Source organism: Neorhizobium alkalisoli (assembly GCF_002968635.1).
Lineage (GTDB): Bacteria > Pseudomonadota > Alphaproteobacteria > Rhizobiales > Rhizobiaceae > Neorhizobium > Neorhizobium alkalisoli.
The window spans coordinates 221,767-243,513 of record NZ_PVBN01000003.1 but is presented as its reverse complement, the minus strand read 5'-3'; the positions used below and the strand labels follow the sequence as shown (position 1 = coordinate 243,513).

Sequence of the window (21,747 nt, the reverse complement as noted above, 5' to 3'; positions counted from 1 at the left end):
CTCCCGATTGGATTTCATGTCTTGGCTGTGGTTCTGAGCATTCCTTCGTAAATCCCCCTATCGGAAGCAGGGATCACGATGGCGCCCGCGCTGCGGACGTAAAAATCCACAGGTCCTGCATCACCGATAAATGCATAGGCATGCCCCAGCGCTTTCATGGACTGCAGACAAGCGGCAAGAAGCGCAACGCCGATCCCTTTGCCGCGCGCCTCGGGAGCAACTCCCGTCGGACCGAAAAACCCGCGCGCTGTCACGTCGTAACAGGCAAAACCTTGCAGGCCTGCCTGATTGACGGCAATGAGGCAGCTGACAGGCTGGCGTGAAAAAGCGACCATCACCTCGCTTGCCCAATTCTCGCTGAACTGTGCAAGGACCCAGTCCCGGACGATATGCAATTCGGGGGCAAGAGGCGCGCGAATGACCACACCAGATGGCGCCACCGCTTTAGAAGTGAGCGTCTCGACTTCCTTGGAATATAGGCTGACAAGCAGGTCTGGCACTCGCCGCTCCCAATATTACACTATAATGTAATATGTATTCTTCTAGTGTCATAGTAGGGGTGATCTTTTCCCTGTTGTCAACGGTCAATTTTCGAAGCGACGAGGAATGAAATTGTCCGTCTGGCGGCAGGGGCATAGCAATTTTCTCATGGTGACTTCGCGAGGTTCGCCGGATCAAGGCCAGGATTGAGGAGGAGAGACTTCCCAAGCTACCGCAAAGAAGGCAGCATGACCGTCGCTAGATGACAAGGTGGAAAGAAGAATGAGCTTGAAACCATATGACCCTGCAGAGGACGGTGCGGAAATGTCCTTCGGCGACCGGATGTCCTATTCCGACTACCTCCATCTCGAAGCCATTCTCGACGCGCAGAAGCCACTCTCCGACGCGCATGACGAGCTCCTTTTCATCATTCAGCATCAGACGTCGGAGCTGTGGATGAAGCTTGCCATCCACGAAATAGCGTCCGCAATGACGGCTATTCGAGCCGACAATCCGCAACCGGCGTTCAAGATGTTGTCGCGGGTGGCTCGTATTTTCGAGCAGCTCAACAGTGCCTGGGATGTGCTGCGCACGATGACGCCAAGCGAATATACCGAATTTCGTGCCTCCCTCGGCAAGTCCTCCGGTTTCCAATCCTATCAATATCGCGCCATTGAATTCCTGGCCGGCAACCGCAACCAGGCGATGCTCGGTCCGCATGCACACCGGGGTGACGTCATGACCGTGCTGGAAGATATTCTGGCACGGCCGAGCCTCTATGACGAGGCGCTGCTGCTGCTCGCGCGACGGGGGTTCGACATCGGCGACGATGCCACTCGCGGCGACTGGCGAACGGCCCGCAATCCCAGCGAAAAGGTGCTCCATGCTTGGGAACAGATATATCTTGCACCGGAACGCTATTGGGAACTCTACGAATTGGCGGAGAAACTCGTCGACTTCGAGGATTATTTCCGTCGGTGGCGCTTCAATCACGTGACGACCGTGGAGCGGGTGATCGGTTTCAAGCGCGGCACGGGTGGAACGTCAGGCACGCAATACCTGAAGAGAATGCTCGAGGTCGAACTCTTCCCGGAGCTTTGGCGGGTGCGGACGGTTCTCTGACGGAGAATATCCGGCCGCCATGTCGGCTATCTGCGTCGACCGTTGAGTCAATCGACATCACTTGAGATGGGCCTTAGAAGGTTATGCCGGGCAACCGGATCGGGATGAATGGGATGCTGACGAGGCGACCACACGAATTTCAGATATTGAAATGCCGCATCGTCGGCGTGCAGGCGATCGTGGCCCGATCGGGTCGGCACTTTGCCCGCCACACCCATGATCAATTCGGGATCGGCGTGATCCATGATGGCGCCCAGAAATCGGCAAGCGGTCGCGGCCCCGTCGAAGCTGGTCCGGGTGATGTCATCACCGTCAATCCCGGGGAAGTACACGACGGTGCGCCCGTTGGCGATGCCGCTCGTTTCTGGCAGATGCTCTATTTTGATCCGGGCGTTATTGCGAGCGCTGTTGCCGACATCCGGCAGGGCAAAGAGGAAGACGTCGAATTCTCCCATCCGGTGATTTCCAATCCACCGCTCGCAGGGACCGTCCGACGGCTCTTTTCGGCAATGACAAGCAGCGAAACCGGAGCCGATCTGGATAGCCAGGAACTGCTGCTGGCCCTGCTGACCGATGTGATCGACAAGCCGCATAAGCCCGGTTCCGTCGCGCGAGAGGTACATGCAGCGCGAGAGCGGATCGATGACGATCCGGCGGCACCCGTTTCGCTAGCCGATCTTGCTAGCCTCGCAGATATGAGCCAATTCCAGCTGCTGAGAGCCTTTCGACGGGCGACCGGGCTTACGCCGCACGCCTATCTTGTTCAGCGGCGGATCCAGCTAGCCCGCCGAATGATCGCGACGGGTACCGGCCTTGCCGAAGCAGCGCTGGCCAGTGGGTTTGCGGACCAGAGCCATATGACCCGCATCTTCACCAGTAGCTACGGTTTCTCCCCTCGCCGGTTTGCGCGCGTGGTCCTCTGATCAGCTCAATGCGAGATCGAAGACGTGGTGGTGGATATGCCCCTCGAACATCTCCATCAAACCTTTGGTCATCTCGCGGCTCTCATACCGGACCGGCGACTGAAGTGCTGCGCCGAGCGCTTCGCGGCTTTCATACACGGTGGAGAGCACCATCGGGTATGATGGCGCACCATCGTCACGCTCAAAATTGTAGAGCACGCGCACTTCCTTGACACCGGGGAAAGCGAGCCACATCGGCATCAGCTTTTCCGCGACATAGGTCCTGAACCTGTCTTCCTTGCCTGAATGGACGGTGCCTTCGAAAAAGGCTTGTCGAACGATCATTCGTTTTGCCCCGCTCAGTTGACGGTAGTCGGCGGTTTTTCGCCGGCGAAATGGGCAGCGATATTGGCAAGCACCAATTCCCCCATGGCCACACGGGTCTCCACCGTCGCGCTGCCTTGATGCGGCATCAGCACGGTGTTTGGCGCGGAGAAGAACTCTTCGCGGATGTTTGGTTCATTGACGAAAACGTCGAGGCCAGCCCCGGCGATCGTTCCATCGTTGATGGCAGCGAGCAACGCATCCTCGTCGACGACCGTACCGCGGGCGATATTGATCAGGAGCCCCTTTGATCCAAGCGCCTTCAGCACCTCGGCATTGACGATGTTACGGGTTTCGGCAGTCGCCGCGATGATCACGCAGAGCACATCGCTGTCTTCCGCGAGCGCCACCGGAGAGGCGCAGGACTTCCAAGTCGTGTCCCTGACGGGCGACCGGTTCCAGTAGCGTACGGACATGCCGAAAGCTTCCGCACGGCGGCCGAACGCCTTGCCGATCTGGCCGAGACCGAGGATTCCGACCCGCTTGCCCTTGGGGCTATGGCCAAGTGGAAACGGTTCCTTGCCCCAGCGCCCGTCGCGAACAAAGGCGTCACCCTTAGCAATGTGCCGAAGGGCCGCAAGCATCAGGGCAATGCCCGTGTCGGCCACGTCGTCGGTCAGCACTCCGGGCGTTGTGGTGACGTCGATATTGCGGCTGCGTGCAAATCCGAGATCGACCTTGTCGGTTCCGACGCCGTTGATGGCAATCACTCCGAGCGCCGGCAGTCTTTCGATCCATTCATTTGCGATGCCCGAGCCGCCCCCAGTCGCGACTGCGCGGATCCTCGGGAGGGCGGCTTCAAGCGATGCTTTCTGGCCCGGATCGTACATCCGATGCACCGTGTAGGCAGCGTCAAGTTTATCCTCGATGAACTGCATCATCGGTTCCACGAGAAGGATGTCTGGTTTCACGTCAGAAACTCCGTGTTTTAATTAGATGCCGCTCAGGAGATCTGGCCGAGGAACGTCTTCAGCCGGTCGTTCTTCGGGTTAGCGAAGAATTCGTCGGGCGTGCCCATTTCCAGAATCTCGCCCCGATCCATGAAGATGACCCGGTCGGCAACCTGGCGGGCAAAACCCATCTCATGCGTGACGCAGAGCATGGTCATGCCTTCCTTCGCAAGGTCGATCATCGTGTCCAGCACTTCCTTCACCATTTCCGGATCGAGTGCCGACGTAGGTTCATCGAAAAGCATGATCTTGGGGTTCATGCAAAGCGCGCGGGCGATTGCCACGCGCTGCTGCTGGCCGCCGGAAAGCTGGGCCGGGTATTTTTCCGCCTGCTCTGGAATGCGCACCCGTTCCAGGAATTTGCGGGCAGTCTTGTCTGCCTCAGCCTTGGAAACGCCGCGCACCTTCATCGGCGCCAGCGTGCAGTTTTCCAGAACCGTCATGTGCGGGAAAAGGTTGAACTGCTGGAAGACCATGCCGGTCTCCTGCCGCACGATATCGACATTCCTGCCGCCTGCGGTGAGATCGTGGCCATCGACGACGATCCGGCCGGTCTTGATCGTCTCAAGCTGGTTGATGCAGCGGATCAACGTCGACTTGCCGGAGCCCGAAGGACCGCAAATGACGATTCGCTCCCCCCGTTTAACCGAAAGTTCGATATTTTTGAGCGCGTGGAATTCGCCATACCATTTGTTGACACCTTCCATGCGCACGGCCAGATCGGAAGCTCCCCGCACGTCTGCTGCCGATGCGTTTGCATTTACTTCATTCATGCGAGGAACTCCCTTTCGATTTTACTTCTTCGCTCCGGCAACGAAATCCGGCAGCGGCGCTCCAAGCCACTTCTCGTGGATCTTGTTGAGTTCGCCGTTCGCCTTCACTTTTTCGACGAAGGCATTGATAGCCGCCAGGAGCTCTGTCGAACCCTTGCGGACCGCAATGCCCTGAACCTGCTGGCTGAGCTGGATTTTCTGGTCGAAGCGACCGGGCGCGGCCTTTTCGATCTGGGCAGCGACAACGTTTGAAACGCCGATCAGCTCGACCTGGCCGGACAGGAGAGCCTGGACCGCACTGGCGTCGTCGTCGAAGCGCTGGATCTTGGCGTCCTTCGGAGCGATCTTGGTAACGCCGGTGTCCTGCGTGGAAGCCCGCGCAACGCCGATCGTCTTGCCGGACAGGTCTTCGGGCTTGGAGACTGCGGTATCCTTCGCCCCGAAGACACCGATCGAGATGCCGGCATAGGGTTGCGAGAAGTCGACGCTTTTGGCGCGTTCCTCGGTGATGCCGAGCGAAGCGACGAGAAGATCGACCTGGTTGCTTTGGAGATACGGGATGCGGTTCGGGCCGGTGACCGGAACGATCTGCACCTTCACGCCGAATTCCTTGCCGAGCAGTTTTGCGACGTCAGCGTCATAACCGTCCGGTTCGTTGGAGGTGTTCATGATGCCGAAGGGCGGGAAATCGACCAGCATGCCGATCTTGACGGTACCCGCGGACTTGATGCTTTCGACCGTCTGCGCCGAGACCGTCGGGGCCATCGCGCCGACCATCAGGCCTGCTCCGATTGCCGCCATTGCCATGCGTCTAGAAATGTTCATTTTCCTACCCTTTTCTGTTGTGCCGGATTCCTCCCCCCGGCTCGGGGTCCCGTCAACGAGCCGTTGCTCGGGAAAACCTCGTTTCCATACGCCGCGCCAGCACCGACAACGGCCAGCACAGCACGAAATAGACCGCTGCGACCGTTCCGAAGACCATGAATGGGCTGAAGGTCGCATTGTTGATAATCTGGCCCTGGCGGGTGAGTTCGGTGAAGCCGATGATCGCTGCGAGCGACGTACCCTTGATGAGCTGTACGAGAAAACCAACCGTCGGCGCCACGGCGATGCGAGATGCCTGCGGCAGGAGGATATAGCGCATACGGTTATAGTAGCGCAGACCAAGTGCCGTCGCCGCTTCCCTTTGCCCGGGCGGTACCGCCTCGATGCAGCCGCGCCAGATTTCGCCAAGGAAGGCGCTGGCATGCAGCGTCAAAGCGACCGCGGCCGCAAGCCAGGGATTGATAGCAAAGCCCATGATGTTCATGCCGAAGAAAACTAGGAAGAGCTGCATCAGGAGCGGCGTTCCCTGAAAGATACGGATGAAACCGGTCGCAAGAAGACGCGGCCACTTGGAGTCCGAAACGCGCGCGAGAGCGATGAAGAGGCCACCGATGCCACCGCCAGCGAAAGCGATCGCCGACAGCGCGATCGTCCACTGCGCCGCCATCACGATGATCCAGAATTCGTTCCAGCCGAAGGGTCTGATCAGCATAACGCCACTCCTATCGGCTCAGCGGATACTTGAAGGCGGCCTTCTCGATGACTGAGAAGACTGCCGAGAAGCCAACCGACATGGCGAGGTACATGAGGGTGATGACGATATACACCTCGAAGCTCGCGAACGTCGCCGACTGGAGGTCGTTGCCGGCGGCAGCCAGATCGTCGGCAGAGATCGCCGAAACGACGCTTGAGGTCAGCATCAGGTAAATGAACTGGCTGGTCAGTGCGGGATAAACAGTGCGCAGCGCCGGCTTCATGATGATGTAACGGAAAATCTGAAGCTTCGAGAGACCGAGCGCGGTACCCGCCTCCACCTGTCCCTTTTGGATCGACTCGATACCGGCGCGGATGATTTCGGTGCCGTAGGCGCCGAAATTGACAACCAATGCCAGGAGTGCGGCGCTGTTCGGCGAGAGACGCAGGCCGAGTGACGGCAGGCCGAAGAAGATGAAGAAAATCTGCACCAGGAAGGGAGTGTTGCGGATGATCTCGATATAGGCGTCAATCACCCATCGCAGCGGCGCTATGCCGGAGGTCTTGCCGGCGGCGCAAAGGATCGAGACGATCAGCCCGAGGATCATCGCCGCGCAGGAAAGCTGGATCGTCAGCCAGGCGCCGATCAGCAGCTGATCGAATCCCGCAAGCACGGGCTCGAAGTTGAAATTATACAACTTGGGTCCTCCCCAATGATGCCGGACATCCATCGCTCCTCTGCGATAGATGCGCATTTAGATCGATCTAAAATCTTTTCGACCTTGCGTCAACCGGATTTAATCGCGTCAGACCGCGGCAATCATCGCCGGCGCGCAGGACTGACGTACGTGGAGTTGCGTTTGCTGCACAATTTTTTCCGGTGACCGGAGCGGATCCCGCAATCGGCTCAAGAGCAGCCGGGCAGCATTCTCGCCAATAGTCGCCGGCGCAGTCGAAACGGATGTGAGCCGCGGCCGCATTGCCTCCGCGTCGGTCACATCGTCGAAGCCGATGAGCGAAAAATCCGAACCTATCTTGACCCCGCAGTCATAGAGCCCGGCCGAAAGACCGAGCGCTATGACGTCATTGAAGCAGATGACCGCAGTCGGTGGTTCGGAGTGATTGAGGAGGAGATTTGCGGAATTGGCGATCTCGCCAAGTTGGTTCGGCACGCGGATGATCATATCCGCGCCGAGGCCATGCGATCGCATTGCTTCGCCAAAGCCGCTGATGCGCTCGTGATAGGCCGAATGGATGGGGCCGTGCACGGCAAAAGCGATGCGGTGATGGCCAAGCGATACCAGATAGTCGACCGCCTGATGCATCCCGCCGGCATAATCCACGCCCGCATAATCCGCTTCATCAGAAATATGGCGCAGGACCTGCACAAGCGGCAGGTTCCATTCGGTGGCGCGTCGCAGGTATGTGGGTTCGGTCCCTGCTGCGGGACACAAGATAACGCCATCGACGCCGTGCTCCCGCATTCGCTGCATCACCACGTCCTGCCGCTCGACCAGATCGCCGCTATTGGCCAGGATGACCACCAGACCTGCATCATCGATCATTGCCTCGATACCGGAGAGCAATTCTGCAAAAAACGGATTGGTAAGGTTGGGTACGATGACGCCGACGGTGTGACTGCGTTCTGCGCGAAGGCGTGCCGCGCCCATGTTGTAGACATAGCCGAGTTCGCGCATGACCTCCTCGACCCGCGCTCTGGTTTCGCTCCCGACCAGCGGGCTCTTGCGGATGACAAGCGAAGCGGTCGCACGCGAAACATTGGCGTGACGCGCCACATCAAGGAGCGTTACGCGGCTTTTCTTTTGGTCTCGTAGGGGCATGAACGTCACTTGGCAGAGGTATGGGAAGGATCAACGATCCCTCCTATACATTGACCCGACAGCGGTCGCGGTCAATCCATCTTGATGCCCGGCAGTCACGACGCTGCGGCGGAGAAATCCTCGATCTCGAGCAGGAATGCGAATTCATCGGCCAATCCGGGGGAAGAAGCCATCACCGGTCCGCCGTGCCGAAGCAATTTTTCAAGCGGCGGCATGGAAACCGCCGCGCCGGCCTCAGCGGCAATGATCATGCCGGCCAGCATGTCCCAGGCAGACAGATGCCGTTCGTAATAGAGGTCGGATATGCCTTCTGCGACACGGACCAGGCCGATCGCCGCAGCCCCCATCCGGCGATAGTCGATACCACGCTCGTAGAGCTTGCGGGAGACGGCGAGATAATCCTCAAAGTCGGTGCGCCGGGAATGGCCGAGGATGGCGATAGCGTGGGAGGGATCGCTGGTTTTGGCCGCAGCGATCGGTTTGCCTTCCTTGAAGGCGCCCTGCCCGCGGATCGCGTGAAATACCCTGTCCTGCGCTGCGTCGTAGATTACTCCAATCAGGATCCTGTCACCGGCGACGAAGGCGATCGACACACCCCAGTGACGAAAGCCACGAATGAAATTGGTCGTACCGTCGATCGGATCCACCACCCAGGTGCCGCCGTCACCCGCTCCCGCCCCATCCTGACCGCCGCCCTCTTCGCCCATGAAGGAATCGTGCGGAAACTCCTCGAGCAATGTCGAGCGGATTGCCAGTTCGGCTCGCCTGTCCGCGATGGTAACAAAATCCTGCGGACCCTTGTTCTCGATGCCAAGCATTTCCGGCAGAGCTTCCGCCCGGAAGACGGCAGCCTCCTGGCCGACCTGGCGGGCGATCGAGATCGCAGCCTCGGCGCGGGCTCTCAGGGAAGAGATATCGAATGCGAATGCCATCTATGCGCTTCTTCTCTTGATCAGCGTCACGGGCGTGAATTCCACCCGCGAGACCGCATCCGGATCGGACATGCGGCTGGTAAGGAGATCGATCACCTGTTCCGCCTGCACCTCGCAGGGCTGAACGAAAGTGGTGAGGTCATAGGCGGTCCAGCTTGCCTGGGGAATGTCGTCATGACCGATGACCTTCACCGTTCCGTAGCTGGCTCCCGCCCTGGCAAGCCCGTCGAGAACGCCGCAGGCCATGTAGTCGTTGACCGAAAAGACACCGTCGATCCCAAGATCCAGAAGCCTCTCTACCGCCTCATGACCGTGCCTGTAGTCGTTGATCGCGACGGGTATCAGCGGTGCCTCGATGCCGAGGCTTGCACAGCGGCTCTGGAAGGCCTCTGCACGGCGGCGCGAGGAATAGGAGACGCCCGTCCCGGCGAGGACGGCGAGCTTTGTCGCACCGGCTGCGAGCAAGTGGTCGGCCGCGGTATAACCCGACATCCGGTCATCGGAGACGACGCGGTCGACGAAAGGAAAATCTTCGCCCTTGTTGATCAGCACGATCGGCACGCCTTCGGCGGCGCATTCCTCGCAGATATGCGAGGGTGGCGCGTCGGAGGTGACGATCACGCCGGAGACCGCGTAATGCAGCAGCTGCCCGATAACGGTCGACGTATCCGCCTCCTTGGAGGTCGGCAGCAGAATCGGGCGGTAGTTGCGGGCGATCAGCGCCCGCGCCAGATGTTCGAGTTGCTGGGTGCGGAACGGGTTGTCGAGGCCGGCGGCGACGAGTCCGACGAAATCGGACCGCTTGTTCGTCAGGCTGCGAGCGAGATAGTTGACCCGATAGCCAAGCTCTCTTGCGGCCTGATAAACCTTCTCCCGGGTCTTCTCCGAAACGCTGGCATCCGGCGTGAATGCCCGAGATACGGCCGCGCGGGAGACGCCCGCCGCCCGTGCCACGTCGAAGGAGGTAACGCGCCGCTGCTCACGGGTCGCTCCGTTCGGCTCCTTCGAACGCATCAGGTCCGGCAGGTCGGTACAGATGCCGAGAACCGGCAGTCCCATGATGTCCTTCAATACATCCGGTCGCTCTTCGTGCCATAGCACGATCTCCTTACCGTCGGAAAAAGCCTTTTCGATCAATTCCTCGGTGACGAATTCCTGCGGCGTGTCGCTCGCCTTTTCCCAGCAGAGATGCAGGATATCGGCGCCCGAATCCTCGCCCAGCAGGTGCGGATCGTGACCGACGCGGATCAGCACCGAAAGCGGAAAATCGCAGCCCATCTCACGCAATTCACGCACCTGCTGCACGTCGAACGAGCCAAGGCAGGCAAAGCGCTGGTTCATGTCTTTCAGATGCTGCCAGCAGAGAGGCCCGGTGCCGGGCCGTTTAAGCTCCACGTAAAGCCCACAGCCGGTCGCCCGACCAAGCGCCGCCACCTCCTCGAAGCTCGGCACATCAGGCACGGTCTCGCGAAGCTCGGCAAAGCTCATCTGCGAAATATATGCGTCATTGTCGAATACCCGTTCCAGGTGATCGTCATGGGAGACGACGACCACCCCGTCAGCGGTCATCTGGGTGTCGAGTTCCCACATCTCGGCACCGAGCTCGGCGGCTCGGCGGAAAGCGGCGAGCGTATTTTCCCGTTCGTAGCCGCTGGCGCCGCGATGGCCGATGCAGAATGGCATCCGCCCCCTGTTTTCCGGCCACCCGAATCTTCTGAAGAAAGCAGCGAAGCGATCCATGATCAGAGTCTCCGGCCATCTTCCGCAAAGACGAATGCCGCCTCGCTGGAAAGGTTCCAGCGAACGCAGTCGCCGAGCTTCACGTCATCGCGCACCGGCTGGATCGAACGCAGCACGGACCCGTCCGCAAGCACGACGTCATAGAGATTTTCACGCCCCTGCGTTTCCGCAAAAGCGACCTTACCCTCGATGACCAGGTCGCCCTTTGGGCCGAAATGCTCGGGCCGGATACCGAGCGTCAAAGCCCTGCCATCACCGATGTCGCGAAGCGACCCGAGAGGCAACCTGAAATTACCGTCGCCGGAGACGAACGCCCCGCTCAGTGCCTTGCCCTTCAGGAAAGAGATTGGTGGATTGCCGAGGAAGCCGGCGACGAAGGCGGTGCGTGGATCGTTGTACATCTCCGACGGCGTGGCGATCTGGACGATCTCGCCTTCTTTCATGATGGCGATACGGTCGCACATGCTCATCGCTTCCACCTGGTCATGCGTCACGAGGATGGCGGTAATGCCCGTCTCCTTCTGCAGACGGCGGATTTCTGAACGCATCTCGAGGCGCAATTTCGCATCCAGATTGGCAAGCGGTTCGTCGAGCAGCAGCACGTCCGGCCGGCGGATGAGCGCCCGTGCGAGCGCGACGCGCTGTTGTTGCCCGCCGGAAAGCTGGGCTGGTCGTCGGCCGAGGAGATTGTCGATGTGGACGAGTGCCGAAATTTCCGCGACCCGCTTTTTGATATCGCCGGCAGGCAGCCGCCGCACCGTCAGCGGAAAGCCTATATTCTCCTCAACGGTCATATGCGGATAAAGCGCGTATGACTGGAAGACGACGCCGACATTGCGCTCCTGGCTCGGGAGGCTAGTGACGTCTCTTTCGCCAAACAGGATGCGACCCGACGTTGGCCGGTGGATGCCGCAAATCGCAAATAGGGTCGTGGATTTGCCGCAACCGGAGGGGCCGAGCAGCGCCAGCATTTCTCCGGAGCCCACCTCGAGGTCCATTGCCTCGATCACTTTGGTGTTCCCGAAACTTTTCGAGAATTTATCGAGCAGAATACGCATCAGCCCTTTGTGCCTCCGCCGTAGATGTTCATGAGATGCTTCTGGAAAAAGACATAGAGAACGAGGACCGGGACAACGTAGAACACGCCGACCGCCTTGAAAGTGGCAAAATCGAAGTTGTTGTCGTCCGCGATCAGGCTTGCCAGATAGACCGACAGCACCTGCACCTGCGAGCCGGGCGCAAGCACTTGCGGCAGAATGAACTCGCTCCATCCGGTGAGGAAGGAAAAGAGGCCGAGCGCCATGATCGCCGGCTTGATCTGCGGCAGGACAAGCCGCCGCCAGACGGTGAACCGCGAGGCGCCGTCGACGAGACCTGCCATCTCTATTTCCCATGGCACCGTGTCGTAGAAGCCCTTCATCAGCCAGATCCCAAGCGGCATGTCGATCGCCGCTTTCACCAGGATGACGCCGATCAGTGAATTATAGAGGCCTACATACTGGAGAACGATGAAGATCGAGATGATGAGGGTCACCGAGGGAAAGGCATGCAGCACCATGACGCCGGCTAGCAACAAGCCGCGCGCCGGGACATTCAGCCGCGACAATACATAACCCGCCATCGAGGAGACGATCAGGATCACCGCCGTGATGCTGCCGGCAAAAATGAAGGTGTTGAGGGTTACGAGCCAGATGCTGGCCTTACCTGGCCGGGTTTCCCAGAGAAATCGCCAGTGTTCGAGGGTCAGCTCGTTCGGGATCAGCGAGCCTGCCTCCGAATTGCTGATCGTATCGATGAAGAGATAGGCATACATCAGCACGAGCGGCAAGCTGACCAGCGTCAGCAGCAGCATGACCGGCACGCTCGAGAAGTTCGCGGAAGTCTGAGTCTTGTCAGCCATCATCAATCCTCGATCAACGGCTTGGAGATCAGGGTGTCGTAACGAAAGATGCGCAGGTAGATCAGCGACAGGATGACCCCGATGATCACCAGCATCAGCGCAAGGGCCGCGCCCAGGCCGTATTCCAAGTTACCGGTATAGTTGTTGAGCGCTGTGTGGTAGGCGGCGAGCGACCAGACTTCGGTCGCCCGCCCCGGCCCGCCGCGGGTCGAAAGAAGGATTTCGTTGAATGAAGCGAGCAGCGAAAGCGTTTGATAGCACGTCACGAACAGGATCGGCCAACGCAGCTGCGGCAGGATGATGTAACGGATCTGCTGCCAACGGCTGGCGCCATCCACCTCGCTTGCATGAAAATGCGTTTGAGGGATCGCCTTGATCGCCGAGGAAAAGACCAGCATTCCCATCGACGCGCCGATGAAACCGTTGATCAGGATCACGAAGAACCAGGCGTTGTATGCATTATCGAGCAGATAGTTCTTCGGCGGCACCCCGAACTGGCCCATGAACATGGAAATAAAGCCGTTGTCCCAGGTCAGCCATTTCCACATCAAGACATAGATCACCACCGGCGTGATACGCGGCAGGAGCCAGACGGCGCGGAAAATGGAGGCGGTCGCAGGCGGCATATAGTGAGTCGTCACGGCCAGGAAAAGCGCGTAGCTCACGTTGAAGAGCATAAGGGTTACAGCGACATAGAAGGCGGTATTGAGAAAGATCTTCGCCATGTCGGGTGAGTTGGCAATGACCTTGAAATTGTCTGTTGTCCAGACCCAGCCGGTATAGGTTTCCCTCGCGACCTTGTCCTGCTCTTCCGGCTTCAGCCTGAAACCCAGTTTTTCCAGGTTGCCGATCAACGCATCGCGCGTCTCGAACCGGGTATTGAGGACCGAGCGATTAAAGAGATCGGAAATCTGTTTCACCTCACGGGTCGAAGGCCGGTCTTTGAGCGCCTTTATGACCCGCTCCGCCTCTCGCCGGGAGGCAAAAACCTCACCGATGTGCTGGCCCCTCAATTCGGCGGCATAACCCGGCTTCAGCTTCAACGCCTCCAGCGCCGCCAATCCCTCCTCGTCGATGACAAAACGCGGCTCCGCTATGCCTGATGCAAGCTCGGGCATATCAGGCCCCAGCCGGTTCACCGCCCCTTGGGTGACCTGAAAGACGCCGCCGGAAATACCGGTCGCCGTACTCATGTTGGTCATGGCGAAGATGCCCGTCAGGATTGCCGGCATCAGGTAGAATAGGAAGATCATGATCGCAGCAGGCGCGATCATGACTATGCCGAGCGTTCGCGACGTTCGCATGGGGGAAACCTTAGGAAGAAAGGCGGGCGGCGGAGTGGTGCCGCCCGCGACCTCAGCGACTTTGATCAGCGGATGACGATGGCGCCGCCGAGCGTCGACTTCAGCTCGGCTTCGGCATCGTTGACTGCGGCATCGACCGACTTGGCGCCAGTCCAGGTCGCTTCCATGTTCTTCCACATGATCGTCCAGTATTTGCCGAAATCCGCATTGTTCGGCATCGCATTGGCATGCGGCAGAAGACGTTCGGTCGCTTCCGAGGCCCAACGGTTGGAGGCGTAGAGATCGACTTTGGTCTCAGATGCCGAGATGCCGAGATGCGCCGACTTGATCGCATGGAGCGCGTTGATACGCGGCTCGGAGGCGATCGTGACGAGATTGGCAGCAATCTGCGTCGTTTCCTGATCGTGGCCGGCCATCAGGAGATAGGTCAACGGATGGGTGAGCGTATTCGCTTTTCCGCCTTCGCCTGCCGGGATCAGCGTGAACTGGACGTTGTCGAAGAAGTCCTTGAGCCCCTCCTGGTTTACCAGCCGCGCATAGTGCCAGGTGCCGCCGTGCCAGATCCCGGCCTTGCCGGTCGCCACTTCCTTCCACCACTGGTCGCCCGGCATGCCGATATGATTCTTTTTGGTAACGCCTGCTGCAACGAGATCGGAAAAATACTGGTAGGTGCGCTTCATCGCCGCCTTGTCGAAGACGAGCTTGCCTTCTTCTTCCATGACGCCGCCGAAGGAGGTGTAGAACTGCCAGTAATCCGGGCCGTTGTTGGTACGCGGATAGAAGCCGTAGCCGGCCTGGACAAGGCCCTTGTCCTGCATCTTCTTGGCATCTTCCAGGACGTTTTTCAGCGTATATTCGCCCTTCTCGACCTTGGCCGGCAGCGCTTCGATGTCAGCGTCCGTATAGCCGATCGCCTTCATGTAAGGCTTCCAGAAGAACAAGGGGCGGGATTCGGCGTCCTGCGGGATGCCGTAAACCGTGCCGTTGAACGAGGAGATTTCCATCAGATTCGGATAGATATCGCTGATCGGCCACGCGTCGAGATCGATATAATCCTCAGCCGGAACGATAAGACCTGCCTGGGCCCACGGGCCGATATCCTCGTGACCAGTCGCGACGATGTTCGGGGCCTTTTTGGCTTCGGCGGCAAGCGTCAGTGCCTGCTTGAAGTCTTCCCAGCCGGAATAGGGCGTCTTCTGCACGATGATGTTGAGCTGTTCGCCGCGGATCGCGGCTTCACGCTCGAGAATATCGGCGGCAATTTCGATAGCATCGACGCGGTAGTTGTCGTTCGGTCCTGAACCGCCCGACCAGACGGAAATGCTGACATCCTTGGCTGAGGCAAAGACCGCCGTGGACGTGAGAAGAACGGCCGCGAGTGCGGCGGATTTCAATATCGGAAGAACAGTCATGGTTTAACTCCCCGAAGAGCGAAAATGGCTGCTTCCGGGCACCGGCGGGCACCTGCCCTTGTGCGGCGGAAGCACTGAATTCATGATCAACGAGAGCGGTTTATTGGGCCTCCATAACACCCGAATGACAAAATGTACGCGTGTGCAAAATTTTCTAAGCGGCCTTCTGAGGCTGCCGATCAGCGTTCCAACGCCACAGTCTTGACCACCGCAAAGACCGGCTCTTCGAGTTTCAGGGCAAGCCGTTCGGCGGAAAGCGCGGTGATGCGGGCGAGCACAATATCGTCGCCGCACCGGATGCGGACGCGCACCATACCCTCGCCATCGGCCTCGATCGACGCAACACGGCCCTCGACAATGTTAAGGGCGCTCAGACCCTCAGGCCGCCTTGTCGCAACCATCACATCCCGTTCCGGGATATGCAGCCTGACCGTCGCTCCAGCCTCCACCTGCGCAGTCGGAACGATCAGCCGGAAAGTGGAGAGCCGTATCGTCGCCAGGCGGTGAACTGCATCGATCGTCTCCACGACGCCCGAGAGAACGGCGCCGGCTTCGCGACGGTCGGACGACAGGAAGGAAAAGCCGGCCAAGATTTCCGCAGTGGTTCCGACCGCCTCGACCCTACCGTTGTGCATCATCACCACCTGATCGGCCAGGCGCGCTACTTCGGCGGTCGAATGACTGACATAGACGATCGGTGTCGACATCTCGTCCCGCAACCGTTCCAGATAGGGGAGGATTTCCGCTTTGCGCGGGTCGTCCAGAGAGGCAAGTGGTTCGTCCATCAGCAGCAGGCGCGGCCCGGCAAACAAGGCTCGCCCGATCGCCACACGCTGCTTTTCGCCTCCGGAGAGTGTTCCAGGCCGCCGATCCAGCAATCCGCCGATCCCGAGAAGATCGACAATGTGCTGGAAGTCACGAACGCGCGCAGACTTCGGCGCAAACCACCGGCCATAGTTCAGATTCTGGCGGACGGTCAGATGCGGGAAGAGCCGGCCTTCTTGAAAAACATAGCCGAAATGGCGCCGGTGCGCGGGCACGAATATCTCTTTTTCGGTATCGACCAACACCTGCTCATCGATTAGGAGGCTTCCCCGCTGCGGCTTGGAAAGCCCGGCAATCACCCTGATCAACGAGGTCTTTCCTGAACCCGATGGGCCAAACAGCGCAGTCACGCCTCGTCTGGATGTGAAGCGGGCATCAAGTACGAACCCACCCAGCGTCTGTTGCACATCCACAGCCAGGGTCATTCAACGTGCACTCTTTTGCCGACAAGATAGGCCATGAATTCGGAGGCGAGCAGTGCAGCGAAGGAAATCGCGATTGCCACGATCGTCAGCCGCATGGCCCCCGCGTCACCGCCTGGAACCTGAGTAAATGTGTAGATCGCCGCAGACAGCGTCTGCGTTTCGCCGGGAATGTTGGAAACGAAAGTGATCGTCGCGCCAAATTCACCCATGGCCTTGGCGAACGCGAGGATCATGCCGGCGATAATGCCGGGAAGGATCAGTGGCAGAGTAACGGTCACGAACACCCAGCCCGGGCCGGCGCCGAGCGTCCTTGCTGCCTCTTCGAGCTTGCGGTCCACGGCCTCGACTGAAAGACGAATGGACCGCACCATCAGCGGGAAACCCATTATGCCGCAGGCAAGCGCGGCACCTGTCCACCGAAACGAAAAGACGATCCCGAGATATTGGTCCAGGAAGGAGCCTATGACACCGCGCCGACCGAAGACGACGAGCAGGAGGAAACCGGTCACCACGGGGGGTAGGATAAGCGGCAGATGCACCAGGCCATTGAGAATCGACTTGCCCCAAAATCGGCCTCGCGCCAGCAGATAGGCGATGAGAATGCCAAAAGGCAGGCTGACGATCATCGCTACGGCGGAAACCCACAGGCTCAGCCTGATCGCGGTCCATTCCTCGTCGCTCAATTGAAGCCAGTCCAAATGCCGATCCCGCCAGTACAATATATAGCTTTGGATATATCGAGATGGCTTGAATGGCTAGGTACTGCCGGAAAACTTCTCTTGTGATACCGGCGGCGGTGGCGGGAGAACCCCGGCCTAAGCCGACCTCTCCCAGCACCGGGATATCACTGCGTGAGCAATTCTATCGGGCTGCCCGCGCAGACTTAAAAACCACGAACAGGATTAGCGATTGTCGCGGTTGGTCTTCTCAAAGATCGGCTGGCTGTCGCTACGGCCATCGATGCGGACCTGATCTATGCTGCCGGTCCTGACATTGTCGACCGTAGAGGAAACCTGCGTCTTTGCAGTGCCTTCGAAATAATCCCCTTCGGCAAGCGCGGAGCCTGCAAAAGCGGTGGCCGCGATCATGGCGGAAATTACAGAGATGGAGGTCTTCATTGTTTAGTTCCTTTCAGAGTGCATCCGCGGCTGAAGTTTGCGACCTGCCAGGCGGATGATATTCGGTATCTTGAATGAAATGCGTTCGTCTCGAGTACCGTCAGCGGTTATCCCGGCTCGTGTGGCCGAAGATCGGCTGACGAGCACCTTGGTCGTCGCCATGCGTCTGCTCGATACTGCCGGTGTGGACATTGTCGATTGAGGCATGGGCTCGGGAGGTAGCCTGTGCCTTGGAGGTGCCGTTGTAGTAGTCGCCTTCGGCAAGCGCAGCACCGGCAAATGAAGCCGTGACAATCATGGCTGCAGTGATGGTGGAAATAATGCTTTTCATGGTCGTATTCTTCTTTCGAGCGGAGCCGTAAAAATTGAACTCCGAGTTGGTTGTCCAAGAAGCAATTGCTTGCTTCTGGCAATGGAGATGGAGGTTGTGGCACTCCTGCGGTAGGTCATGATTTCCAAACGCAATGTTCGGGAATAGGGAACAAAGGATACTGAAGAGATCGTCGATGCATCGAATGACCATTGACGATGAACGAAAAACGGCCCCACCCCGGAGCCGTTTTCCCGTTCGCCATTTGGGTCCGGCAGTCACTTTAAAACTGCAAAACCCTCTTTTTCGAAGAATGGCGCAGCTTCAGCCGATTTGAGGAAATCGAGATAGGCGGATGCCTCGGGGGATTTCGAATTCGCAAGGATTGCGATCGGATAGATGATCGGCGGGTGACTATCTTCGGGAAAAGTCCCGACTACCGTGACGCCCGAGTCCGCGGCGGCATCAGTCTGGTAAACGATGCCATAGGGTGCTTCCCCGCGGGCCACGAACGCCAGTGCGGCGCGGACGCTTTCAGCACCTGCAATAGCCTTTTCAACTGAAGGCCAAACGCCGAGCTTTTCGAGCGCAGCCTTGCCATATTTTCCGGCCGGCACGGAATCCGGCGCCCCCATGGCGAGCCTGCCTCCGGAAAGAAGGCCGGCAAGGCCGAAGCCGGGCTTGATATCGACGGGTTTGGCATTGTCGCTGGGAGCGACCAGAACGATCCGGTTGCCGAGCCAGTTGGACCTGCTCCCCTGCTTCACGAGCTTTCGGTCGGTGAGATAGTTCATCCAGTCGATGTCAGCCGAAATGAAGATATCGGCCGGCGCGCCCGCCTCGATCTGCTTGGCGAGTGCTGAGCTTGCAGCATAGGAGACAGTCACCTGTTTGCCGAAGGCCTTATTGGCGTTGTCGAGCGCATTTTTCATGCTGGCCGCGGCAAAGACGGTCACTTTGTCCTGCGCCAATGCCGAACTGTGCAAGCCGGCCGCTGACATGAAAACGCCTATTGCAAAGGCGAAGGAAATCTTTTTCCAGGAGCGGCGTTTTTCGATGGTCATCAATATCCCCCATGATTTTCAGCGACGTATTCAATCGAATATATCGCTTCGCGATTGTTTGGCCAGCGTTATATTCGCGGAGATATCTTGATGCCCCGTCCGCGGCTCCCTTATGGAAACACTTTCTTAACCTCCGCGGGCCACCCACGGATTTGGATGGATACCTTGAGGCTCTGGTGCGTTAAGGCGGCGGGACAGTGAGGGACACTATGAACAGCATTCCTGCCATGTTGCTGGCCTTGGCCGCTTTGATTGTTATCGGATTCTATGTCGTTTCCTTCTTCAATATTCTGGCGGGATGATTTTGTGTCGGTACAGAGCCAGACTGCTCTTCCCGTCACTATATAATTTGATGCCAAACTATCTTGCCGATTTGGTTCCGCTGCGCTAGCTTTGCGGTTGGGAGGACGGCACGATGACGGCGAAGCTATCGATTGAGCGGACGGACGATGCCCAGGCATCCTCCAAAGGAACCCAGGATCTCATACCCGCCATATTTCAAGATCGCATCGGCTATCATTTGCGGGTGGCGCAGGAGGCCTCGTTTCAGGCTTTTGCAAAGGCAACTGGAAGGGCCGACTTGAAGCCCGGCTGGTACGCTTTGCTCACCGTGCTCACGCAGCGCGACAGCATGACGCCGTCGGAACTCAGCCGAATTTGCGGCCGTGATCGCTCCACGCTCACGTCGAGCCTGAAGGATTTGGCCGATCGCGGTTTGATCGAGCGGCATCCGAATCCCGATGACCAGCGCAGCTACAGTGTCAGGCTCACCGAGGAAGGTCGCGGCATGCAGGAGCGGCTCCAGGTGATTGCCGACGCCCATGATCGGCTTCTGGAGGAGATTACCGGCGAGGATAAAGAGGTGTTCCTGTCTGTGCTTGCGAGGCTCACGACAGTCCTAGGTTGAGATCCTGTCCGGATCTTTGACGCAGGCAATTCCTCGGCAGGCTTCATCATCCTGCTGGCCCTTGGCCATGCCCGCATTTTCAGGAGGAGATTATCATGGATACCACACAGGCCGGCAGGATCACCGCGGGCGGTGCTATTCTGGCGCGATTGAAGGCGGTCGGCGTCGACTACATCTTTGCCAATTCCGGCACCGACTTTCCACCGATCATCGAAGGTCTGGCAGAGGCGGCAGCCAAGCAGATCCCGCTTCCCAAAGCGGTCGTCATTCCGCACGAGAACGCCGCCATGGGGATGGCTTACGGCTATTATCTCGCGACAGGCAAGCCCCAGGCGGTGATGGCGCATACTAATGTCGGTCTCGCCAATTGTGCGATTGGGGCAATCAACGCCGCAACGGAACACATTCCCATTCTTCTTTTTTCCGGTCGCACGCCCGTGGTTGAAAAAGACCGGCTTGGCGCTCGCACGGTGCCCATTGGCTGGGGCCAGGAAATGCGCGACCAGACCGCGATGATCCGCGAAGCCGTGAAATGGGACTACGAACTGAAATTCCCCGAGCAAGCCATCGAGATTGTCGACCGCGCCCATGCGATCGCAACCTCGACGCCACGCGGGCCTGTCTATCTCAGCCTTCCGCGCGAGGTGCTCTGCGAAACCTGCGCTGCTGCGGAGCTGGAGGTTCCCAGTCGGATTGCACCGGCAACTTCCGCCCCACGCATCGAAGACCTGGACTTGGCGGCGGGGATGCTGAGGGACGCAAGACGACCGCTGATCATCTCTCAGCGCGGCTCCGGGTCGCCGGAAGGCTTTGCGGCTCTCTCGAAACTGGCACTCGATTGGGGTATCCCGGTCTGTCAGTACTGGGCAATCCAGCTCGGCGTCGCGACCGACCATCCTCTGGCCGTGGGTATGGATCCGGCAAAATGGCTTGCCGAAGCCGACCTCGTTCTGGTTATCGACTGCCTGGCGCCCTGGTCGCCGGACGTTCATAAACTGAACGAGGATTGCAAGGTCGTCCATATTGGTCAGGATCCACTCTATTCTCGCTTCCCGGTCCGTAACTTTCCTTGTGATCTTGCGCTGATGGGCGAGACCTCGGAGATCATCCTGGCGCTTGCCGAGGCGGCAGAACCCCATCTGGCTGCCACCGTGACCGAGCGCGACGCACGACGCGCGGACGTGATGGCGACTGCGGCCAAGCGCCGGGCCGACATGCTTGGAGAGGCGGAAGCCGGCAGCGGCGAACGGATGAGCAAGGCCTTCGTCAGCCTCTGCTTGTCGAAGGCGATCGAAGGCCACAAGGCAACGGTGCTCTCCGAACTGGGCGTGCCGCTCGAGCCGCTCGCTCTGCGGGAACATGGGTCCTGGTATCAGGAACCTCACTCCGGCGGGCTTGGCTGGTCGTTTCCGGCAGGGCTTGGCATGAAGCTCGCAGATCCGGCTCGGCTCGTGATAGCCACCATGGGAGATGGTTCCTACATGTTCGCCAATCCTGTCGCCTGCCATCAGATCGCCGAAGCGCTTGCCATCCCCCTGCTCGTCCTCGTGCTCAACAACGCGGAATGGGGTGCCGTACGCCAATCGGTGCTGGGCGTATATCCGCATGGCTATGCCGCAAAGTCGAACGATATGCCGCTCGTTTCGCTGACGCCATCGCCGGATTTTACTCAGGTTGCGTCAGCCAGTCGCGCCTGGACGGCAAAAGTCGAAATCGGCGAAGAACTGCTTCCTGCCCTTCTGGCGGCGATCGAACATGTGACGGTCAAAAAAACGCAAGCGCTCGTCGAAATTCGGATCGCTTGATGGCCTACGGTGAAATCACCGAATGAAGGGAACGG

General features: G+C 59.0%; 23 protein-coding genes and 1 pseudogene. 4 read left to right on the top strand and 20 right to left on the bottom strand.

Features of this window, described 5'->3' with window-relative positions; translation table 11 throughout:
• Positions 1-14: 14 nt before the first annotated feature.
• Entirely contained in the window at positions 15-500 is a 486-nt protein-coding gene (locus C5L13_RS08625) for a GNAT family N-acetyltransferase (protein ID WP_105382862.1), read from the bottom strand.
• Between the two features lie 262 nt (positions 501-762).
• On the opposite strand from C5L13_RS08625, the gene kynA reads away from it, so the two are divergent.
• The gene (gene kynA / locus C5L13_RS08620) at positions 763-1,602 is read left to right on the top strand and encodes a tryptophan 2,3-dioxygenase (protein ID WP_105382861.1); all 840 of its coding nucleotides are present in this window, start codon (positions 763-765) and stop codon (positions 1,600-1,602) included.
• Positions 1,603-1,715: 113 nt separating this feature from the next.
• Positions 1,716-2,525, top strand: a complete 810-nt coding sequence (locus C5L13_RS08615) for an AraC family transcriptional regulator (protein WP_105383133.1) — start codon at positions 1,716-1,718, stop codon at positions 2,523-2,525.
• Here C5L13_RS08615 and C5L13_RS08610 read toward each other — a convergent pair whose 3' ends face one another.
• The 19 genes and pseudogenes from C5L13_RS08610 to modA all read right to left on the bottom strand — a co-directional run bounded on the left by C5L13_RS08610 (position 2,526) and on the right by modA (position 19,000).
• Entirely contained in the window at positions 2,526-2,849 is a 324-nt protein-coding gene (locus tag C5L13_RS08610) for an antibiotic biosynthesis monooxygenase (protein ID WP_105382860.1), read from the bottom strand.
• A 14-nt stretch (positions 2,850-2,863) separates the two neighbouring features.
• Complete coding sequence (locus C5L13_RS08605) at positions 2,864-3,769, bottom strand: 2-hydroxyacid dehydrogenase (RefSeq protein WP_105383132.1); 906 nt, start codon at positions 3,767-3,769, stop codon at positions 2,864-2,866.
• Positions 3,770-3,831: 62 nt separating this feature from the next.
• A complete protein-coding gene (locus C5L13_RS08600) occupies positions 3,832-4,611 on the bottom strand; it encodes an amino acid ABC transporter ATP-binding protein (RefSeq protein WP_105382859.1) in 780 nt (259 codons plus the stop codon).
• 21 nt (positions 4,612-4,632) lie between these two features.
• Positions 4,633-5,436, bottom strand: coding sequence for a transporter substrate-binding domain-containing protein (locus C5L13_RS08595; RefSeq protein ID WP_105382858.1), 804 nt, complete (start codon positions 5,434-5,436; stop codon positions 4,633-4,635).
• Positions 5,437-5,488: 52 nt separating this feature from the next.
• The gene (locus C5L13_RS08590; RefSeq protein ID WP_105383131.1) at positions 5,489-6,145 is read right to left on the bottom strand and encodes an amino acid ABC transporter permease; all 657 of its coding nucleotides are present in this window, start codon (positions 6,143-6,145) and stop codon (positions 5,489-5,491) included.
• A gap of 13 nt (positions 6,146-6,158) precedes the next feature.
• Positions 6,159-6,827 (bottom strand): amino acid ABC transporter permease, encoded by a 669-nt coding sequence (locus tag C5L13_RS08585; protein WP_105382857.1) that lies wholly within the window; start codon positions 6,825-6,827, stop codon positions 6,159-6,161.
• A gap of 108 nt (positions 6,828-6,935) precedes the next feature.
• Positions 6,936-7,970 carry a LacI family DNA-binding transcriptional regulator gene (locus tag C5L13_RS08580; protein WP_105383130.1) on the bottom strand — a complete coding sequence of 345 codons (1,035 nt, stop codon included), beginning with the start codon at positions 7,968-7,970 and terminating at the stop codon, positions 6,936-6,938.
• Between the two features lie 95 nt (positions 7,971-8,065).
• Positions 8,066-8,902, bottom strand: coding sequence for an inositol monophosphatase family protein (locus tag C5L13_RS08575; RefSeq protein ID WP_105382856.1), 837 nt, complete (start codon positions 8,900-8,902; stop codon positions 8,066-8,068).
• Complete coding sequence (locus C5L13_RS08570) at positions 8,903-9,916, bottom strand: LacI family DNA-binding transcriptional regulator (RefSeq protein WP_105383129.1); 1,014 nt, start codon at positions 9,914-9,916, stop codon at positions 8,903-8,905.
• Positions 9,911-10,642 (bottom strand): annotated as a pseudogene (locus C5L13_RS29125) (glycerophosphodiester phosphodiesterase); the annotation flags it as partial. The pseudogene C5L13_RS29125 and the gene C5L13_RS08570, both read right to left, overlap by 6 nt.
• A 2-nt stretch (positions 10,643-10,644) precedes the next feature.
• The gene (locus C5L13_RS08565) at positions 10,645-11,700 is read right to left on the bottom strand and encodes an ABC transporter ATP-binding protein (protein WP_105382855.1); all 1,056 of its coding nucleotides are present in this window, start codon (positions 11,698-11,700) and stop codon (positions 10,645-10,647) included.
• Positions 11,700-12,542: a carbohydrate ABC transporter permease gene (locus tag C5L13_RS08560; protein WP_105382854.1), complete on the bottom strand. Its 843-nt coding sequence runs from the start codon at positions 12,540-12,542 to the stop codon at positions 11,700-11,702. The genes C5L13_RS08565 and C5L13_RS08560 overlap by 1 nt, the downstream gene beginning before the upstream one ends.
• A gap of 2 nt (positions 12,543-12,544) precedes the next feature.
• Positions 12,545-13,846 carry a carbohydrate ABC transporter permease gene (locus C5L13_RS08555; RefSeq protein ID WP_105382853.1) on the bottom strand — a complete coding sequence of 434 codons (1,302 nt, stop codon included), beginning with the start codon at positions 13,844-13,846 and terminating at the stop codon, positions 12,545-12,547.
• 65 nt (positions 13,847-13,911) lie between these two features.
• Positions 13,912-15,258, bottom strand: a complete 1,347-nt coding sequence (locus C5L13_RS08550) for an extracellular solute-binding protein (RefSeq protein ID WP_105382852.1) — start codon at positions 15,256-15,258, stop codon at positions 13,912-13,914.
• A 179-nt stretch (positions 15,259-15,437) separates the two neighbouring features.
• The gene (gene modC / locus C5L13_RS08545) at positions 15,438-16,508 is read right to left on the bottom strand and encodes a molybdenum ABC transporter ATP-binding protein (RefSeq protein WP_105382851.1); all 1,071 of its coding nucleotides are present in this window, start codon (positions 16,506-16,508) and stop codon (positions 15,438-15,440) included.
• Positions 16,505-17,206, bottom strand: a complete 702-nt coding sequence (gene modB / locus C5L13_RS08540; protein WP_105382850.1) for a molybdate ABC transporter permease subunit — start codon at positions 17,204-17,206, stop codon at positions 16,505-16,507. The genes modC and modB overlap by 4 nt, the downstream gene beginning before the upstream one ends.
• A gap of 204 nt (positions 17,207-17,410) precedes the next feature.
• Positions 17,411-17,626, bottom strand: coding sequence for a hypothetical protein (locus C5L13_RS08535; RefSeq protein WP_105382849.1), 216 nt, complete (start codon positions 17,624-17,626; stop codon positions 17,411-17,413).
• A 100-nt stretch (positions 17,627-17,726) separates the two neighbouring features.
• The gene (locus C5L13_RS08530; protein WP_105382848.1) at positions 17,727-17,957 is read right to left on the bottom strand and encodes a hypothetical protein; all 231 of its coding nucleotides are present in this window, start codon (positions 17,955-17,957) and stop codon (positions 17,727-17,729) included.
• Positions 17,958-18,214: 257 nt separating this feature from the next.
• Complete coding sequence (modA, locus tag C5L13_RS08525; protein WP_105382847.1) at positions 18,215-19,000, bottom strand: molybdate ABC transporter substrate-binding protein; 786 nt, start codon at positions 18,998-19,000, stop codon at positions 18,215-18,217.
• A 415-nt stretch (positions 19,001-19,415) separates the two neighbouring features.
• Between modA and C5L13_RS08520 the strand changes: the two genes are divergently transcribed.
• Positions 19,416-19,907, top strand: coding sequence for a MarR family winged helix-turn-helix transcriptional regulator (locus C5L13_RS08520; RefSeq protein WP_105382846.1), 492 nt, complete (start codon positions 19,416-19,418; stop codon positions 19,905-19,907).
• 95 nt (positions 19,908-20,002) lie between these two features.
• Positions 20,003-21,712: a thiamine pyrophosphate-requiring protein gene (locus tag C5L13_RS08515; protein WP_105382845.1), complete on the top strand. Its 1,710-nt coding sequence runs from the start codon at positions 20,003-20,005 to the stop codon at positions 21,710-21,712.
• Positions 21,713-21,747: the final 35 nt, after the last annotated feature.

Coding starts and splice junctions, on each gene's coding strand:
- kynA (WP_105382861.1), top strand. CDS start 763: ATGAGCTTGAAACCATATGACCCTGCAGAGGACGGTGCGGAAATGTCC.
- C5L13_RS08615 (WP_105383133.1), top strand. CDS start 1,716: ATGCTGACGAGGCGACCACACGAATTTCAGATATTGAAATGCCGCATC.
- C5L13_RS08610 (WP_105382860.1), bottom strand. CDS start 2,849: ATGATCGTTCGACAAGCCTTTTTCGAAGGCACCGTCCATTCAGGCAAG.
- C5L13_RS08605 (WP_105383132.1), bottom strand. CDS start 3,769: ATGATGCAGTTCATCGAGGATAAACTTGACGCTGCCTACACGGTGCAT.
- C5L13_RS08600 (WP_105382859.1), bottom strand. CDS start 4,611: ATGAATGAAGTAAATGCAAACGCATCGGCAGCAGACGTGCGGGGAGCT.
- C5L13_RS08595 (WP_105382858.1), bottom strand. CDS start 5,436: ATGAACATTTCTAGACGCATGGCAATGGCGGCAATCGGAGCAGGCCTG.
- C5L13_RS08580 (WP_105383130.1), bottom strand. CDS start 7,970: ATGCCCCTACGAGACCAAAAGAAAAGCCGCGTAACGCTCCTTGATGTG.
- C5L13_RS08575 (WP_105382856.1), bottom strand. CDS start 8,902: ATGGCATTCGCATTCGATATCTCTTCCCTGAGAGCCCGCGCCGAGGCT.
- C5L13_RS08570 (WP_105383129.1), bottom strand. CDS start 9,916: ATGCGTTCGAAGGAGCCGAACGGAGCGACCCGTGAGCAGCGGCGCGTT.
- C5L13_RS08565 (WP_105382855.1), bottom strand. CDS start 11,700: ATGCGTATTCTGCTCGATAAATTCTCGAAAAGTTTCGGGAACACCAAA.
- C5L13_RS08560 (WP_105382854.1), bottom strand. CDS start 12,542: ATGGCTGACAAGACTCAGACTTCCGCGAACTTCTCGAGCGTGCCGGTC.
- C5L13_RS08555 (WP_105382853.1), bottom strand. CDS start 13,846: ATGCGAACGTCGCGAACGCTCGGCATAGTCATGATCGCGCCTGCTGCG.
- C5L13_RS08550 (WP_105382852.1), bottom strand. CDS start 15,258: ATGACTGTTCTTCCGATATTGAAATCCGCCGCACTCGCGGCCGTTCTT.
- modC (WP_105382851.1), bottom strand. CDS start 16,508: ATGACCCTGGCTGTGGATGTGCAACAGACGCTGGGTGGGTTCGTACTT.
- C5L13_RS08535 (WP_105382849.1), bottom strand. CDS start 17,626: ATGAAGACCTCCATCTCTGTAATTTCCGCCATGATCGCGGCCACCGCT.
- C5L13_RS08530 (WP_105382848.1), bottom strand. CDS start 17,957: ATGAAAAGCATTATTTCCACCATCACTGCAGCCATGATTGTCACGGCT.
- modA (WP_105382847.1), bottom strand. CDS start 19,000: ATGACCATCGAAAAACGCCGCTCCTGGAAAAAGATTTCCTTCGCCTTT.
- C5L13_RS08520 (WP_105382846.1), top strand. CDS start 19,416: ATGACGGCGAAGCTATCGATTGAGCGGACGGACGATGCCCAGGCATCC.
- C5L13_RS08515 (WP_105382845.1), top strand. CDS start 20,003: ATGGATACCACACAGGCCGGCAGGATCACCGCGGGCGGTGCTATTCTG.